17 protein-coding genes are annotated in these 15,626 nt (G+C 71.0%); 5 read left to right on the forward strand and 12 right to left on the reverse strand.

What is annotated here, in order from left to right; genetic code table 11:
* Positions 1-31: 31 nt before the first annotated feature.
* Complete coding sequence (locus ACZ7L7_RS08440) at positions 32-382, reverse strand: zinc ribbon domain-containing protein YjdM (protein WP_285512380.1); 351 nt, start codon at positions 380-382, stop codon at positions 32-34.
* Between the two features lie 169 nt (positions 383-551).
* On the opposite strand from ACZ7L7_RS08440, the gene ACZ7L7_RS08445 reads away from it, so the two are divergent.
* Positions 552-2,420 (forward strand): ATP-binding protein, encoded by a 1,869-nt coding sequence (locus tag ACZ7L7_RS08445; protein WP_472075342.1) that lies wholly within the window; start codon positions 552-554, stop codon positions 2,418-2,420.
* Positions 2,421-2,450: 30 nt separating this feature from the next.
* Here the strand turns inward: ACZ7L7_RS08445 and ACZ7L7_RS08450 are convergent, their stop codons facing one another.
* The 3 genes from ACZ7L7_RS08450 to ACZ7L7_RS08460 form a co-directional block, all read right to left on the reverse strand.
* A complete protein-coding gene (locus ACZ7L7_RS08450) occupies positions 2,451-3,077 on the reverse strand; it encodes a hypothetical protein (RefSeq protein WP_453602571.1) in 627 nt (208 codons plus the stop codon).
* Positions 3,078-3,094: 17 nt separating this feature from the next.
* Positions 3,095-3,277, reverse strand: a complete 183-nt coding sequence (locus ACZ7L7_RS08455; protein ID WP_285512383.1) for a hypothetical protein — start codon at positions 3,275-3,277, stop codon at positions 3,095-3,097.
* 180 nt (positions 3,278-3,457) lie between these two features.
* On the reverse strand, positions 3,458-5,008 hold the full coding sequence (locus tag ACZ7L7_RS08460; RefSeq protein ID WP_453602568.1) for a pectate lyase family protein: 1,551 nt from the start codon (positions 5,006-5,008) through the stop codon (positions 3,458-3,460).
* A gap of 348 nt (positions 5,009-5,356) precedes the next feature.
* Here ACZ7L7_RS08460 and ACZ7L7_RS08465 point away from each other — a divergent pair, with 348 nt between their 5' ends.
* A complete protein-coding gene (locus ACZ7L7_RS08465; protein ID WP_471591846.1) occupies positions 5,357-5,977 on the forward strand; it encodes a dihydrofolate reductase family protein in 621 nt (206 codons plus the stop codon).
* Between the two features lie 250 nt (positions 5,978-6,227).
* Here ACZ7L7_RS08465 and ACZ7L7_RS08470 read toward each other — a convergent pair whose 3' ends face one another.
* The 5 genes from ACZ7L7_RS08470 to ACZ7L7_RS08490 form a co-directional block, all read right to left on the reverse strand.
* Positions 6,228-6,569 (reverse strand): hypothetical protein, encoded by a 342-nt coding sequence (locus ACZ7L7_RS08470; protein WP_453602564.1) that lies wholly within the window; start codon positions 6,567-6,569, stop codon positions 6,228-6,230.
* Positions 6,570-6,588: 19 nt separating this feature from the next.
* Complete coding sequence (locus ACZ7L7_RS08475; RefSeq protein ID WP_285512387.1) at positions 6,589-6,723, reverse strand: hypothetical protein; 135 nt, start codon at positions 6,721-6,723, stop codon at positions 6,589-6,591.
* A 221-nt stretch (positions 6,724-6,944) separates the two neighbouring features.
* Complete coding sequence (locus ACZ7L7_RS08480) at positions 6,945-7,229, reverse strand: hypothetical protein (protein ID WP_285512388.1); 285 nt, start codon at positions 7,227-7,229, stop codon at positions 6,945-6,947.
* Between the two features lie 11 nt (positions 7,230-7,240).
* On the reverse strand, positions 7,241-8,521 hold the full coding sequence (locus ACZ7L7_RS08485) for a M48 family metallopeptidase (RefSeq protein WP_285512389.1): 1,281 nt from the start codon (positions 8,519-8,521) through the stop codon (positions 7,241-7,243).
* 119 nt (positions 8,522-8,640) lie between these two features.
* Positions 8,641-9,063: a secondary thiamine-phosphate synthase enzyme YjbQ gene (locus tag ACZ7L7_RS08490; protein ID WP_453602561.1), complete on the reverse strand. Its 423-nt coding sequence runs from the start codon at positions 9,061-9,063 to the stop codon at positions 8,641-8,643.
* 178 nt (positions 9,064-9,241) lie between these two features.
* Between ACZ7L7_RS08490 and ACZ7L7_RS08495 the strand changes: the two genes are divergently transcribed.
* Both ACZ7L7_RS08495 and ACZ7L7_RS08500 read left to right on the forward strand, forming a co-directional pair.
* The gene (locus ACZ7L7_RS08495) at positions 9,242-9,925 is read left to right on the forward strand and encodes an ATP-binding cassette domain-containing protein (RefSeq protein ID WP_472075345.1); all 684 of its coding nucleotides are present in this window, start codon (positions 9,242-9,244) and stop codon (positions 9,923-9,925) included.
* Positions 9,926-9,932: 7 nt separating this feature from the next.
* Complete coding sequence (locus tag ACZ7L7_RS08500; RefSeq protein WP_471591844.1) at positions 9,933-11,003, forward strand: NAD(P)-binding domain-containing protein; 1,071 nt, start codon at positions 9,933-9,935, stop codon at positions 11,001-11,003.
* A 12-nt stretch (positions 11,004-11,015) separates the two neighbouring features.
* Here ACZ7L7_RS08500 and mltG read toward each other — a convergent pair whose 3' ends face one another.
* Both mltG and ACZ7L7_RS08510 read right to left on the reverse strand, forming a co-directional pair.
* Positions 11,016-11,873 carry an endolytic transglycosylase MltG gene (gene mltG, locus ACZ7L7_RS08505; protein ID WP_285512393.1) on the reverse strand — a complete coding sequence of 286 codons (858 nt, stop codon included), beginning with the start codon at positions 11,871-11,873 and terminating at the stop codon, positions 11,016-11,018.
* 303 nt (positions 11,874-12,176) lie between these two features.
* The gene (locus ACZ7L7_RS08510; RefSeq protein WP_471591843.1) at positions 12,177-13,979 is read right to left on the reverse strand and encodes an ABC transporter ATP-binding protein; all 1,803 of its coding nucleotides are present in this window, start codon (positions 13,977-13,979) and stop codon (positions 12,177-12,179) included.
* 92 nt (positions 13,980-14,071) lie between these two features.
* Between ACZ7L7_RS08510 and ACZ7L7_RS08515 the strand changes: the two genes are divergently transcribed.
* Positions 14,072-14,557 carry a MarR family winged helix-turn-helix transcriptional regulator gene (locus ACZ7L7_RS08515; protein WP_285512395.1) on the forward strand — a complete coding sequence of 162 codons (486 nt, stop codon included), beginning with the start codon at positions 14,072-14,074 and terminating at the stop codon, positions 14,555-14,557.
* Between the two features lie 30 nt (positions 14,558-14,587).
* Here ACZ7L7_RS08515 and ACZ7L7_RS08520 read toward each other — a convergent pair whose 3' ends face one another.
* On the reverse strand, positions 14,588-15,496 hold the full coding sequence (locus ACZ7L7_RS08520) for an AraC family transcriptional regulator (protein WP_285512396.1): 909 nt from the start codon (positions 15,494-15,496) through the stop codon (positions 14,588-14,590).
* Positions 15,497-15,626: the final 130 nt, after the last annotated feature.

Genomic DNA, 15,626 nt, shown 5'->3' on the forward strand with positions numbered 1-15,626 from the left:
GCCGCCCCGATCCCCCGGACGGTCTACCGGATCAGGCCTTCTTGACCACGCTGGACTTCAGCTGCATGGCACCGAAGCCCTCGATCTTGCAGTCGATGTCGTGTCCGTCGACACCGTCGACGAGGCGGATGTTGCGCACCTTGGTCCCGGCCTTGATGCCCGAGGGGCTGCCCTTGACCTTGAGCGCCTTGACGACGACCACGGAGTCGCCGTCCTGGAGCACATTGCCCACGGAGTCCTTGACCACGCGCTCACCCGCAGTGTCGGCCTCGCCCTCGGCGGGCACCCACTCGTGGCCGCACTCGGGGCACACGACCAGGGCGTTCATCTCGTAGGTGTACTCGCAGGAGCACTGGGGACAGGGCGGAAGATTCTCGATCATCAACCCAGCGTAACCGCAACCACGGGGTCGTATGTACGTGCGAAAGATAGCCGCGTTGTGTACTCCCGTCGGCCACGTCGCCACCTCGGCGCGGTTCTCCCGTTGGAGTTGCCGTGACACCACAGAAGAGACGGTTCTGCACCGCCGGGCCGCCGACCTCGGGGGCCTCATGAGCGTGTGGAGTTGCGTCGGCGACCCGGCGACGCCGGGTGCCTGCGGCACCGGAAACGCCGGTGAGCTGGTGGGCCGGGCGCGGGAGTCGGCCGAGCTGGCACGGCTGCTGGCGGCGCACCGTCTGGTGACGGTGACCGGGAGGGCGGGCGTCGGCAAGAGCCGGCTGGCGGCGGCGGTGGGCGCGCGGTGGCCGATGGTGCAGGTGCACGGGCAGGGCGACTGCTCCGCGGCACTCACACAGGTGCCGTCGACGGGCCTGCTCCTGCTCGACGACGTGGACCCCGTCCACCGGGCGACCGTCGGCCGGGTACGGCGGCTGCTGGACGCCGCACCCGGACTGCGGGTGCTGGTGACGGCGCGGCAGGCGCTGGGCCTCGGCGAGGAACGCGTACTGCGCCTGCCCCCGCTCGCCGCCACCGGTCCGGACGTTCCCCCGGCCGTGGATCTCTTCCTGCGCCGCGCCCGCGCCGCCTCGGACGGCTTCCGCGCAGAGGGCCCCGACCTGCGGGCGGTGGAACGGATCTGCCGCTCCCTCGAAGGGGTCCCGCTCGCCCTCGAACTGGCCGCGGAACAGCTCGCGTTCCAGCGGGTGGGCGACCTCGCCGCCGTCCTGGAGGTCCACCAGTGCTGGCTGCACGGGGAGGGCCCCGCGCTGCGCCGGCACCGTTCACTGCGGGCCACCGTGGGCGCGTCCTACGCCCTGTGCGAGCGCGAGGCGCGGATCGTCTGGGGCAGGGCCAGCGTCCTCGCCGGGGCGTTCGACGAGTCCACCGCGTCCTTCCTGTGCGGCGGCGGGGGTGTGGAACCCCACCAAGTCCCCTCGCTGCTGGCCGGGTTGGCGGCCATCAACGTCCTCGAACCGGTCCGCGACCCCGGCGGGCCGCGCCCGCCCCGCTACCGGATGACCCGCGCCGCACGGGACTTCGGCGCCGAACGGCTCCGGGCGGCCGGCGAGTGCGAGACCGCCCTGGAGCGCAGGGCCACCCATGCGCGGCAACTCGCCGGAACAGCACAGTACTTGTGGGCGTCGGGCCGCCAGGACCAAGCGGTGGCCCTGGTCCAGGAGGAGCAGGAGGAGCTGACCGCCGTACTGAACCAGGCCGTGCACCGCCCCGACCAGGGAGTCACGGCCCTGCGGACGGTCGTCGGCCTGTGGTTCTGGTGGGTGGTCTACGGCCATGGCGAGCAGGGCCTCGACTACCTGCTGCGGCTGCTGCCCCTGTGCCCGGAGGACAACCCGGCGTCCAGGCGCGGCCGTTGGCTGGCGGCCTGGCTCAGCGCGCGCCGCGATCCGCAGGCCGCCCGCGTCCTGCTGGGCCAGGCCTGGCCGCAGGCGGTCCTGGCGGGCGACGACACCACGATCGGGCAGATCGCACATGTGCAGGGGCTGATCGCGCTGCACGAAGGAGACCCGCGCGGCGCCGCCGCGCACTTCGCCGAGTCCGCGCGCACGCTCCCCGCCCGCCCCGACTACGGCCCGTCCCCCGCCGTCGCCCTGGCGACCCGGGCCGTGACCCAGACGGCCCTCGCCCCCGACGTCGCCCGGCGCACCGCCCATCGCGCCCTGTCCCGACGGGAGATCCGCGACGACGCCTGGGGCACCCTCCTCGCCCGCTACGCCATGGCCTACGTCGACCACCACCAGGGTCGCGACACCCGCGCGGCGCGTCGCGCCCGCCGTACGCTGGCCACCCTCGACCGGGCACGCGCCCTGCCGCACGGCCACGAGGCACTGCGCGCACTGATCACGGACATCGAGTCGGGCACCCGGGACCGCCACCCCCTCCCGTCCCTTCCCCGACCGCGCGGGGCCTCGACGCCGGATGTGCCCACCGAGGCGGCAAGCGGCTCGGCCCGCCACTGAGCGGGGCCTGGTATGCCCGGTCCCCCGGCGTCACCGCCGATGGAGGCGCCACATGGACAGTTCGTCGTCGTGCGCGCGCAGGCGCTCAACGGCCTCGGTCAGGCCTCGCTGTTGGGTGAGTTCGTAGAAGAGGAACATCGGCGCGAACACACTCGCGTAGCCGAACGGGGCGCCCTCAGGGGCGATGTACACGCTGGCGCCGGCGTCGAGGAAGGCGTCGGCGAGCGCGGGGTGCCCCGTCTCGCAACCCGTGACGAGGACGACGCTGCCCGGCAACCGCAGGTGCGCGCGCACCTGTTCCGGCCCCAGCGTGCCGTTGAACGGCTGGAACCGGGCCAGTTCCTCGGCGAGTTCGTCCAGCAGGACGCGTCCCTCGTCACCATGGCAGGCGAGAATCACGTAGGGCGCAATCGGTCTGCTCCCGTCCAGGGCCGCCACCAGATGGCGGGGCTGCCCGACGGGCAGGTAGTGCACCCGGACGCCGAACACCTCCAGCGCGTCCCGCAACGGCTTCCCGCCCCCGCTGTCGATGTCGAGCAGATCGACCTCCGTCCAGCCCAGCCGCCCGGCCTGGACGTCACGGATGCGTGAGGGCCGCTGAGTGGCGAGCCATGCCTGTTCCTCTTTCCCCGGTCCGTCTTCCTGCACCTGGGTCACGGGGCCAAGATGCCACCTCAGGTGGTGTCTTCGCAGGACGGCCGCCACTCCGGCCCGGGTTCGTGCGCGTACATCGTGGCGTCCTCGTTCCTGAGATACGCCGGCAACCAGTCGCTGAACGGCATGTCGTGGGGGGTGTGGCTGAAGCTGTTCCACTCGTGCACGCCCACCGCCCAGGGTCCGGACGGAGGGTCCGGCACGCGCAGGAACGCGGACGCCGAGTTCCTCTTCCAGCCGTTCCCACGGAGCGGGGTCGGACCAGTGGAAGCCGGGTTCTCACAGCAGGGCCGTGATGTCGTCGAGGCTCGCCATGACCGGAAGGCCACGGCCCGCTGCCCCGCCGGTGAGCGGCGGAGCAGCGGGGAGTGCCTTATGAGCCCTTACGGGGCGTAGGTCTCGAACTCGGCGACCCTGGGGGTGCCGTTGGAGCCCGTGATCTCGAAGGTGATCTTCTTCAGCGAGGTCTGCGCGAAGGTGATCACGCCGGCGCCGGTGCCGGAGGTGAGGACGGCCCCGGTGTCGGCGTTCAGCAGGCGCCAGGAGCCGATGGCGCCGGTGGACCCGGCGGCCTCGCGGATGTTGACGCTGTTGACCGTGGTGGCGGAGCCCCACTTGATGGAGATGGAGCCGGTGGAACCGCTCGGGGACCAGTAGGTGCTCATGTTTCCGTCGCGGACGTTGCCGTAGCTGGTGCCGTCGGCCTTGCTGGAGCCGTCGGAACCGGCGCCGATGCTGAGGTTGGTGCCGCTGGGCTCGGTCGGGGTCGGTGTGGGGGTGGTGGGTGTCGGGGTGGGCGTGGTCGGGGTCGGGCTCGGCGTCTGCGGGGTGCAGTTGCCGTCGGACACCTTCAGCCCGGTGTTGGCGCCCGCCGTACGGCTCACGACGTCCGGCACGCAGGTGGCGGCGTCGAGGGTGTAGGCATACGGGATGGAGACCGTGGTGTTGGACGTCGGGTTCGGTCCCGCGGGGTAGTTCTTCGAGCCAGTGGAGGACCAGGTCACGTTGTCGAAGACGTTGCCGCTGACCTGCCAGTAGCCGCGCTCGTCGGTGTAGAAGGTGCCGAGGACGTCCTTGGAGTCCTCGAAGTAGTTGTTGTCCACCTTGGCCTTGGCGCCGGCGCGGGAGTTGATGCCGGACTCGTTGAGGCTCTTGTAGTGGTTGTTGTAGGCGTGCGCCGTGCCGCCGCGGAGCAGGGGTGCGCGGGAGTCGATGTTGCTGTACAGGTTGTGATGGAACGTCACATAGCCGTTGGACAGGTCGCTTTCGCTGGACCCGATCAGTCCGCCGCGGCCGGAGTTGCGCAGGATGCTGTACGAGAGAGTCACGTACTGGGTGTTGTCCTTCATGTCGAAGAGGCCGTCGTAGCCCTCCGACTCACCGCCGGACGCCTCCAGGGTGACGTGGTCGACCCAGACGTTGCGGACGTCGCTCTCCATGCCGATGGCGTCGCCGCCGTTGGAGGTGGGCGAGCCGGACTTCTTCACGTTCCGCACCGTGACGTTCTGGATGATGATGTTGCTGGATTCACGGATGTGGATGCCCAGTTGGTCGAAGACCGCGCCGCTTCCGACGCCGACGATGGTGACGTTGCTGATCTGCTTCAGCTCGATGACACCGGCGGCGGTGTTGCAGCTGCCGCCCGACACCTTCGCGGTGTTGCCGTGGTTGATGGTGCCCTCGACCTGGATGACGATGGGCGTACTGCTGCTGGCCCGGCCGCACAGCGCCGCGTGGATCTGGGTGCCGGTGGTGGCCTTGACGGTCTGCCCGCCGGCACCGCCGGTGGTGCCGCCGTTCTGGGTGGCATAGCCGGTCGCGCCGCTGGTCGCGGCGGATGCCGAGGGCATGGACAGCGCGGCGATCCCCGCCGCGGCCCCGAGGGCGAGCGCGGCCGAGACTGCGGACAGGCGTAGGGCGAGAGGTCTTTTCATGGTCGTCTCCTGGCGTGTGCGGGGTACGTCCGATGCGTGGTGCGGGCGTTGCGCGGTGCCTGGTTCCGTGGCGCGGCGATCCGCGCGGAGGGCACCCGGCCGACGGCCGGGAAGGGGGTTCCCGGGGCGGCTGTGGCGAGCGGGAAAGCGCTTTCTGGCGGGAGACGATAGGGGTGGGTCGACCGGCTGACAAGACCGTGGACGGAATCTCGTTCACATTCTCGAACGAATCCGAGGGTGAAGGGCTGGGCGGCGTGACGCGTGCGAGGCTGTGGGGGACGCCTGTGCGCAAGCCGTCCCCCGGGCCCGTGGCGCCCGGACGGACCACGACGACGAGCGGAGCTGCCGATGACGGCGCCAACGGCCAGGGTGATCAGCGACATCACGATCTCGGCGGACGGGTACGCGGCCGGGCCGAACCAGAGCGAGGAGCGCCCGTTCGGCGACGACGGAGGTGACGGCTCGGGGGCTGTGCTGCACAGCTGGATGTTCGACCGGGCGGAGGAGAACCAGGCGGAGATCGAGCAGTTGGGCGGCGCCGGGGCCTACATCATGGGCCGCAACATGTTCGGCCCCGTGCGCGGACCGTGGGACCGGCCCTGGAACGGCTGGTGGGGCGACGATCCCCCGTTCCACACCCCGGTGTTCGTCCTCACCCACCACCCGCGCGAGCCCCAGCCGATGGAGGGCGGCACGACGTTCCACTTCGTCACCGACGGAATCACCTCAGCGCTGGAGCAGGCGAGGGCGGCAGCGGGCGACGGCGACGTCCTGATCCACGGCGGCGCCACGACGATCAACCAGTACCTCGCGGCCGGCCTGATCGAGGAACTCCGCCTGCACATCGTCCCGGTGACCATCGGCGCGGGCTCCCGCCTCTTCGCGAACGTCCCGCCCCTGAAGCTGACCCAGATCAGCTCCCGAGCCGCGACCCAGGTCATTCATGTGACGTACCGTGTCGACTGCTGAACGGGACTTGCCGCAGGAATCGACGGCACGACGGAGGGGAACATGACGGGGCCGGAAGCCACCTGGCAGGACCTCATCCTGACCGCGGTCCTCGTGGGCTCCGTCCCGATCCTCGTCGGAGGCCCGATACTCCTGTCCGTCATCGGGCTGACCGTGTGGGTGTCGAGGCGGGTGCGTTCACGGAACGGGCCGTCGTCCCAGTCACCGGCATCACGCAGAGAGCCCATGAACTCATCGAGGCAGTCGGCGATCAGCAGGACGGTACAGTCCGTGTCCTCCCGCTCGTGGTCCCAGAAGTAGACGCGCTCTTGGCCCACTTCAGCCACCGATACACCGACGACATTCCCGCCCTCGGCGTCGAAGAGCGGCAGGAGTCCCGCTTGGCCCGCTCGTACGCGTCCAGCGCCTGCTGGTAGTCGGCGAGGAGTTCGACGTCGTGCGCCTGGTGGTCCGGTACGAAGGGATGCCGGGCCAGCGTCTGCCCGAACGCGGTGATCTCCGCCTCGACCCGGGCCAGTTCCTCCGCGTGCTCGTCCGCGCGCCCGCGTCCCCGGAACAGGCCGGTGAACGCCCTCACCATGCCGCTGCTCACCCGGTGATCGTAATCGCCGTCACGCGCTCCAGGGGCGGGCCTTGTCCAGATACTCGATCAGCCGCGTCTCCGACCGGAGCAGCCGCTCCCTGTGCTCAGGGGGCAGCGACTCCAGGGCATCGACAAGGCGTCGCGCCCGGGGTACGTGGACCATGTTCGCCGAGTAGACGCGGCAACCGGAGCACCAGGCGAGGCCGACGCAGCGCTCGTACATCGCGGAGTCGGGCGGGTGGAAGCGGTACTGGTAGGAGCGGACGGGTGTGCCGCAGGTGGCGCAGACCCGGTGGTCCCCGTCGAGGACGGTGTCCCAGGTGCCGACCTTGGTCCAGCGCCAACGGTCGGCCCGTGCCCTTCAAGTCGTCATGCCGAGCATTGTCACTCGTCGACGAGCCCGAAGCCCACCGCGAATCCCTCCAGGAACTCCCGCCGTGCGGGGCTGGGTTCCGCCTCCGCCATCGTGTCGAGCAGTTCGAGCAGCTCGGCGCGCTGGTCGTCGGTCAGTCGGGTCGCCCAGTGCGCGACGCCTTCGAGAACCTTGACGGCGTCGTCCGGGTGCATCTGCTCGTCCTCGCAGCTCTCCACGAACCAGAGGACATCGACGAAGGCCTCGGCCATCGCTCGGGTGAGGGAGGGGTACGCGGCGGTCACTTCGGTCTCCATGGGCCGAAAACCTAGTCGTCGAACTCGTGGCGCAGGATCTGCCGTGTCACCCGGCGCCGCCCGTCGGCGAGTTCGGCGGCGATCCGCCGGTCGCGTTCGGGGTCCGCCGGGACGGCCGCGGCTACGGGCTCGGCGGTGAGGAGGCAGGACCGGCGCAGGTGGGTCGGGGGGTGGGTGGTGTCCACGCTGTGGCCGCGCCGGGCGCCCGCCCGCCGCTGGCGTTCGTACTCGTGCTCCGGGATCGACGCCATGGCCTCGGCGAGCCGCTCCCACAGGCCTTCCGTGTCGTTCGTGGTCCCCGCCCGCGGCCCCCTCAGGCTCGCCTGATTGGCCTCTCGGCGCAGGGTCACCGCGGCGGAGTCCAGGACCAGGAGCCGGTCCATGAGTCCCACGGCCGCCTCGGTGGACCCGGCACGGGCGGCCACCCGGTCGGCGAGGTATTCGGCGCGCTGGGTGGCGCGCAGGGTCAGCTGGTCGAGCAGGAGCATGACACCCTGAACGGCCATGTACGGCAGGAAGGACACGACGTTGACGGCCATCTGCAGCGCGGTCGGCTGGGGAATCGGTGCCAGGAAGTAGCACCAGGCGTCGAGCGAATGGAACGCCGTTCCGACCACCAGGCCGTGCCGGGTGTCGCCGTTGCCGAAGTGGCCGATCTCGTGGCCGATCAGGGCGATCCGCTCCTGGGGAGTGAGGATCTCCCAGAGCGGCAGCCCGATGGTCAGCACACGACGACCGAAGACGCCGTACGTCGTCACGCTCGCGTTGAGCTCGGCCCGCACCACGATCGCGTCCACACCGCGCGTGCCGGCCACCCGGCCGACCTCGTCGAGCAGCGCGAACAACTCCGGTGCGTCAGCCCGTCGCAGCGCGGGGATGTCGCCGGGCAGCCGGTTCGGCCGGGGTCTGAGCACCCAGGCCACGAGCAGGAGGAACAGTCCGGGCACCATCCCGAATCCGCCGAGCCCCCGTACGAACAGCCAGATCCCCAGTGCGGCCAGCACCAGGGTGACGGCGTGGACGGCGAGGGCGATGGCGTGGGCGAGGAGCGCGGAGGCGTCCCGTCGTGGTTGCAGGGCACCGGAGGACGTCACTTCGGCGAGAAGCCTCTCGCCGTGCCGTCGGGCCAGGGCGCGGCGCGTCCGCTCCAGCCGTCCCTGCGGCTCCTCCGGTTGCCCGGGGTCCACGTTCCAGTCGCAGGCGGCGCACCATGTGGTGAACCGTCCGTCCACGCGGATCTCCGCTCCGCACTCCGGACACGTCTGCGCGGTCCCCTCCGCGGCGACACTCATCGGCACGCTCCCCTCCCCAGAAGCCACCCGTGCATGGCACCCCGAAGCCGATCATGCGGCGCCGCCTGCGTAAACCCCGCGATATGAAGCTGTGATCAGATACCCCCAGGCACCCCCGGTCAGCCCAGGAAGCTCAGTCGGACCTGCCGGTGCGGGTTGTCCTTGTTGGTGTCGACCAGGCACACCGACTGCCAGGTGCCCAGTTCCAGGCGGCCGCCCAGGACCGGGAGGGTCGCGTGCGGCGGGACGATCGCGGGGAGGACGTGGTCGCGGCCGTGGCCGGGGCTGCCGTGGCGGTGCTGCCAGCGGTCGTCGGCGGGGAGCAGCGTGTGGAGGGCGGCGAGGAGGTCGTGGTCGCTGCCGGCGCCGGTCTCGATGACGGCGATGCCGGCCGTGGCGTGCGGGACGAAGACATTCAGCAGGCCGTCCCGGCCCCCGGCCGCCTCCCGCAGGAAGGCCTCGCAGTCGCGGGTCAGATCGACGACCGTCTCCGAGGAGCCGGACGCCACGTTGAGGACTCGGGTGGTGAAGGTGTCTGACATGTGCTCCATCCTCCGTCATCCGCTTCCCCGGCAGCGCGCTCGCGCGCCCCGCGTGTGACGTCCGTATGAAGTTCAACCGGCCTCCGTTGACCCGTGCTCCGGCGCCTTCCTACCGTCGGGCGTACGGCGTGGTCAGCCAACGGCCGCTCGTCGTCCGCACCCGCGAAAGGCTGCCGTCATGGCGACCGACCTCCACCGGCCGACGAGTCCGCGAGCCCGCCGCCGTACCGTCAAGGCCCCGCTCGCCGTCCGTGTCGACGGCCTTACCCGCGCCTACGACGGCCGCCCGGTCCTGGACGGGCTGCGACTGGACATCCGACCCGGTGAGGTCGTCGCCCTCCTCGGGCGGGCCGGAAGCGGCAAGTCGGCGCTGTTGCGCGTCCTCGCCGGGCTGGACCGTGACATCGAGGGCACTGTTCTCGTGCCGCGCCGCAAGGCCGTTGCCCTGCACGCGCCCCAACTCCCCCCGTGGAAACGGGTCTGGCGCTGCGTCCTCCTCGGCCTGCCCGGCAAGCCGGACCGTGCCCGCGCCGAGCGCGCCCTCGACGCGGTCGGACTCGGGCACCGTACGAACGCCCGCGCCAAGGCCCTCTCCCCCGACGAGGTCCAACTCGTCTGGCTGGCACAGGCGTTACTGCGCGAGCCCGAACTCCTCCTGCTGGACGAACCGTTCGGCACACCGAGCGGGGAGGTGTGGCGGCGGCCGGGAGTCGCCGTACTGCTGGCCACGCGGGACGCAGAGGCGGCCGAGCGCCTGGCCGACCGGGTGGTCGTGATCGACGGCGGTGTCATCGTCCATGAGCGTCCCCGCCGCACCGAGCCGCGCTCGTCCCGGGAAGATCCTCGCACCCCGCTTGGTTAGTAGAACCGTGAACAACACCGAGGTAGTCGTCATAGGCGCCGGTCAGGCAGGGCTCTCCGGCGCCTATCACCTGCGCCGCACCGGCTTCGAGCCCGGCCGTGACTTCGTGGTGCTGGACCACTCCCCCGGGCCCGGCGGCGCCTGGCAGTTCCGGTGGCCCTCGCTGACGTACGGCAAGGCGCACGGGATGCACGCGCTGCCCGGGATGGAGCTGACCGGCGCCGATCCCGCGCGGCCGTCCGCCGAGGTGATCGCCGCGTACTTCGCGGAGTACGAGCGCGCCTTCGACCTGCGCGTACGGCGGCCGGTCGATGTCCGGGCCGTGCGCGAGGGGGACGGCGGGCGGCTGGTCGTGGAGACCTCGGCCGGGGACTGGTCGACCCGGGCGCTGATCAACGCCACGGGGACCTGGGACCGGCCGTTCTGGCCCCGCTATCCGGGGCAGGAGACCTTCCGGGGGCGGCAACTGCACACCGCGCAGTACCCGGGGCCGGAGGAGTTCGCGGGGCTGCGGGTGGTCGTGGTGGGCGGGGGTGCCTCCGGTACCCAGCACCTGCTGGAGATCGCCCCGTACGCGGCCGCCACCACCTGGGTGACCCGGCGGCCCCCGGTGTTCCGCGAGGGCCCCTTCGACGAGAACCTGGGGCGGGCCGCGGTGGCGCTGGTGGAGGAGCGGGTGCGGCAGGGGCTGCCGCCCAAGAGCGTGGTGTCGGTCACCGGGCTGCCGCTCAACGACGCGATCCGGCAGGGCCTCGCGGACGGGGTGCTGGACCGGCAGCCCATGTTCGAGCGGATCACCCCGGACGGGGTGGAGTGGGCGGACGGCCGCCGCGTGGAGGCCGACGTCATTCTCTGGGCGACCGGGTTCCGGGCCGCCATCGACCATCTGGCACCGCTGAAGCTGCGGGAGCCGGGCGGCGGTATCCGGGTCGAGGGGACCAGAGCGGTCGCCGATCCACGGATCCACCTGGTCGGCTACGGCCCCTCGGCGAGCACGATCGGCGCCAACCGGGCGGGCCGCGCGGCCGTACGGGACATCAGGCGGCTGCTGGCCGAGGAGCGCCCTCTCGCCGCGTGATGTCCCGCGCGGTCACTTCGACTTGGCCTCGGGCGAGCCGCTGCGCTGGTTGCGGTTGAACTCGGCGACATTGCGCTGGTGCTCGGCGTAGTCGGCGGTGAAGCGGGTGTCGCCGGGCCTGACGGTGACGAAGTACAGCCAGTCACCCGGCGTGGGGTTGATCGCGGCACGCACCGCCTCCTCGCCCGGGTTGTCGATCGGGGTCGGGGGCAGGCCCATGCGCTGGTACGAGTTGTAGGGACTGTCGATCCTCGTGTCGGACTCGGTGGTCCGCAGCGTGGAGCGGTTGAGGGCGTAGTTGATGGTGGAGTCCATCTGGAGCGGCATCCCGCGCTCCAGGCGGTTGAAGACGACCCGCGCCACCTTGCCCATGTCGGCCTTGGTGGCCGCCTCGGCCTGGACGATGCTGGCGATGGTGACCGCCTGGTAGACGTTCATCGCGTTGCGCTGGGCGCCCGCGGCGATCGGGGCACCGTTGAACTTCTTGTTCGCGGTGTCGACCATCGCCTTCAGCAGCGATTCCGGCGTCGCCTTCGTGCCGTTGGTCTCCAGCGGGTACGTGGCCGGGAAGAGGTAGCCCTCCGGGTTGCCGTCCGCGTCGGTCGGCAGCTTCAGGTTGGCCTTGGCCAGGGATTTCTTGGTGGTCCCCGCGGGCAGGGCGAGGGCCTTGTCGACGGCCTCGTAGACCTGTCCGGACCGCCAGCCCTCCGGGATCACCAGGGCCGTGGGCTTCTTTTCGCCCTCGCTGTCCATGCTCAGCAGCGGCACCGCCACGGCGGTGCCGGCCACGACGGCCCCGGTCGCGATGAGGACGATTCGGCCCCGGCGCGTCAGTCGGATCGCGTTCCGTGACGGAGTGTTCATGTGCATGCGGGCACGGTAACCCGCATATCGCCACAAACCCGGCATATTTTCATCTTGTCGACATCGGACGGCGGCCATCCGGTCGACTCCGGAGGCGATGCTTCCGACTCATGGGCCCGGCGGTGACGTCGGCGCGTGGGCCCCAGGGGTGACGCCGAGTCGTGGGCCCCGGCGGTGATGCCGACTCGTGGGCCCCGGCGGTGATGCCGACTCGTGGGCCCGGCGGTGACGCCGACGCGTGGGCCCCGGACGTGACGCCGGCGCGTGGGCCCCGGACGCGACGCCGACTCATGGGCCCCGGACGCGGCGTCAGTTCGTCGGTTCCAGTTGCGCGTCCCGGCGCACCAGCGCCGCGTACCGGCCGTCCAGGGCCAGCAGTTCCTCGTGCGTGCCGCGCTCGACGGCGCGGCCGGAGTCCAGGACCACGATCTGGTCGGCGCCCCGGACGGTGGACAGCCGGTGGGCGATGGTGAGCGTGGTGCGGTTGGCCGAGAGCGCGTCGATGGCCTCCTGCACGGCGTGCTCGGTGCGGGTGTCCAGGGCGCTGGTGGCCTCGTCGAGGACGAGGACCGGCGGGTCGCGCAGGATGGTCCGGGCGATCGCCAGCCGCTGCTTCTCGCCGCCGGAGAAGCGGTAGCCGCGCTCACCCACGACCGTGTCGTAGCCGTCGGGCAGCGAGGCGATGTGGTCGTGGATCTGCGCCGCCTTGGCAGCCGCGTGCAGTTCCTCGTCGGTGGCGTCGGGCTTGGCGAAGCGCAGGTTGTCGGCGACGGTTGCGTGGAAGAGGTAGGTCTCCTGCGAGACGACACCGACCGCGCGGGCCAGCGTGTCGAAGTCCAGGTCGCGCACGTCGACCCCGTCGAGGGTGACCCGGCCGCCGACGACGTCGTACAGGCGCGGCACCAGGTGGCCCAGCGTGGACTTGCCCGCACCGGTCGGGCCGACGACCGCGAGGCTTCCGCCGGCGGGGATGGTGAGGTCCAGGCCGTCGAGGATGGGGGCGCCCTGGTCGTCGTAGCGGAACTCGACCTTCTCGAAGCGGACCTCGCCCTTGATCGCGTCGAGGTGGACCGGGTTCTCCGGCTCGGTGATGTCGATGGGCAGGTCGAGGTACTCGAAGATGCGCTGGAAGAGGGCGAGCGAGGCCTGGATCTGGACTCCGGTGCCGAGCAGGCTGACGGCGGGGCGGAACAGGCCCTGCTGGAGCGAGACGAAGGCGACGAGCGTGCCGATCGAGACCTCGGGGCCGCCGTACTGGAGGGCCAGGCCCGCGGTCCAGTAGATGACGGCGGGCATCGCGGCCATCACGATCGTGATGACGGCCATGCGCCAGCGCCCGGCCATGTTGGAGCGCACTTCCAGGTCGACCAGGGCTTCCGACTCATCGGCGAAGGCCTTGGTCAGGGAGTCGGAGCGGCCCATGGTGCGGCCCAGCAGGATGCCGCTGACGGAGAGCGACTCGGTGACCGTGGCGGCCATCGCGGCCATCTGCTTCTGGCGCTGGGTGGTGATCCTCTTGCGTTCGTTGCCGACGCGGCGGCTGATCCACACGAACACCGGGAGCAGCAGCAGCGAGACGACCGTGAGCCGCCAGTCCAGGGCGAGCATCGCGATGATCGTGGCGACCACGCTGGTGAAATTGGCGACCAGGGAGGTGGCGGTGGAGGTGACGGTCGCCTGCATACCGCCGATGTCGTTGGCGATGCGGGACTGCACCTCGCCGGTGCGGGTCCGGGTGAAGAAGGCGAGCGACATGCGCTGGAGGCGGCCGTAGACCTCGGTGCGCAGGTCGTGCATGACGCGCTGGCCGACGGTCGTCGAGATCAGGGTCTGCAGGACGCCGAAGACGCTGGTCAGCACGGCGCTGAGGATCATGCCGAGGGCGAGCAGGCTGAGCAGGCCGGTGCGGCCCTCGGGGATGGCGACGTCGAGGATCGCCTTCAGCAGGAACGGTGTGGCGACCGAGACCAGGGACGCGGCGCCGACCAGCAGGCCGACGATCGCGAGCCGCCCGCGGTAGGGGCGGAACAGACGCAGGATGCGGCGCACCTGCCGGGGCTGTTGATCGCTGTCGTCCGGCGGTGTCCAGGTGGGTTGGTGATCGGGATGCATGGGCTCCTACGGAGGGGTGAGGACGGGACTGACGGAGCTTAGCTCATTGTTACCTATACTCACAATGAACAAGGTCCTGTTATTGTTCCCGTATGACCAGCCCCGATCCGGTGATCTCCGCCTCCGCCTCCGCGGCCGACCCCGACGGCTCGCTCGCCGAGCAGCTGCTGCGGCTCACCCGGCGTGTGCACCGGATCCAGAAGCGGCACATCGAACTCTCCGGCCTGGGCATCACCCCGGCCCAGTCCCGGCTGCTGCGCACCCTCGCCCACTACGACTCGCCGCCCCGGATGGCCGACCTCGCCGAACGGCTGGAGGTGGTCCCCCGTGCCGTCACGTCCCTGGTGGACGGGCTGGAGGCGAGCGGCAAGGTGCGCCGGGCGCCGGACCCGACCAACCGCCGGGTGATCCGCATCGAACTCACCGAGGACGGGCTGAAGGCGCTACGGGAACTGCACGCGGCGCGACGGTCCGCGGCGCGGGAGATCCTGGCACCGCTGACGGCCGAACAGCGTGAGGTGCTCGGGGGGTTGCTGGACACACTGGTGGACGGGGATGCCCGCGGCTGTGGCGCGTAGCCAGGGTTCAGGCGGCACGTAGCCAGGGGTTCAGGGCAACTGCCGTACGGAGGAAGGCCCGACCGTCGCACGCAGGCGGTTCGCGTCCTGGCCCGGCGGCGCGCCGAACATCCTCCGGTACTCGCGGCTGAACTGCGAGGGGCTGTCGTAGCCCACCTCGTGCCCCACGCCCGCGACATCCCCGGACCGGGCGACCAGCAGGGAACGCGCCTCCTGGAGCCGGATGCGCTTCTGGAACTGCAGCGGGCTCATCGCCGTCACGGCACGGAAGTTGCGGTGGAAGGCCGAACTGCTCATCCCGGTGAGCCGGGCGAGGTCCTCGACGCGCATCGGTTCGGCATAGTGCTCGCGGATCCAGCGGATGGCGCGGGCCACGTAGGTCAGGCTGCTGTCGGCCATGCCGATCTGACGGACCATCGCGCCGTGCGGGCCGGTGAGCAGGCGCCAGACGATCTCGCGTTCGATGAGAGGAGCGAGCACCGGCGCGTCTGTCGGGCGGTCCAGCAGGCGGAGCAAGCGGGCCACGGCGTCCAGCAGATCGACATCCGCCTGCCCGGTAGCGAGCGCCGTGCCGGGCGCCGTGGGCAACGGCGGCGCCTCAAGGAGCAGGGGGGCCACGGTGGCGGGGCGCAGTTCCAGGGCCATGCCGAGCGCCGGTTCCTCCCGGCGGGCGTTGATGAAGTGACCGGTGACCGGCAGATCGGCGGTGACCACGAGGCAGTCCCCGGCCCGGTACTCGTAGACCTGCTCACCGAGCAGCAGCCGCTTGCCGCCCTGCGCCATGACCACCAGCAGCGGCTCGGTGAGGGAGTAGTCCGGCTCGGCCGTCTCCACCCGGGACAGCAGCAGTCCCGGGATCGCGGTGTCGGAGGTTCCGGTGGCCGTCCGCTCCGCGATGATGCCGCGGATCTCGTCGAGCAGTTCTTCTCTCGTGCGCACGCTTCACTGTAAGTGCGGGGACAGCATGATCGGACCGAGTCCGGTCGGATTGTGCAAGAGGCCGATTGGATCGATCTACCGATGAACTGCATCTTTGCGATTTCCTTGACGTAGTCGATCCGACCGATTC

It is taken from the genome of Streptomyces sp. NPDC110618, assembly GCF_055657065.1.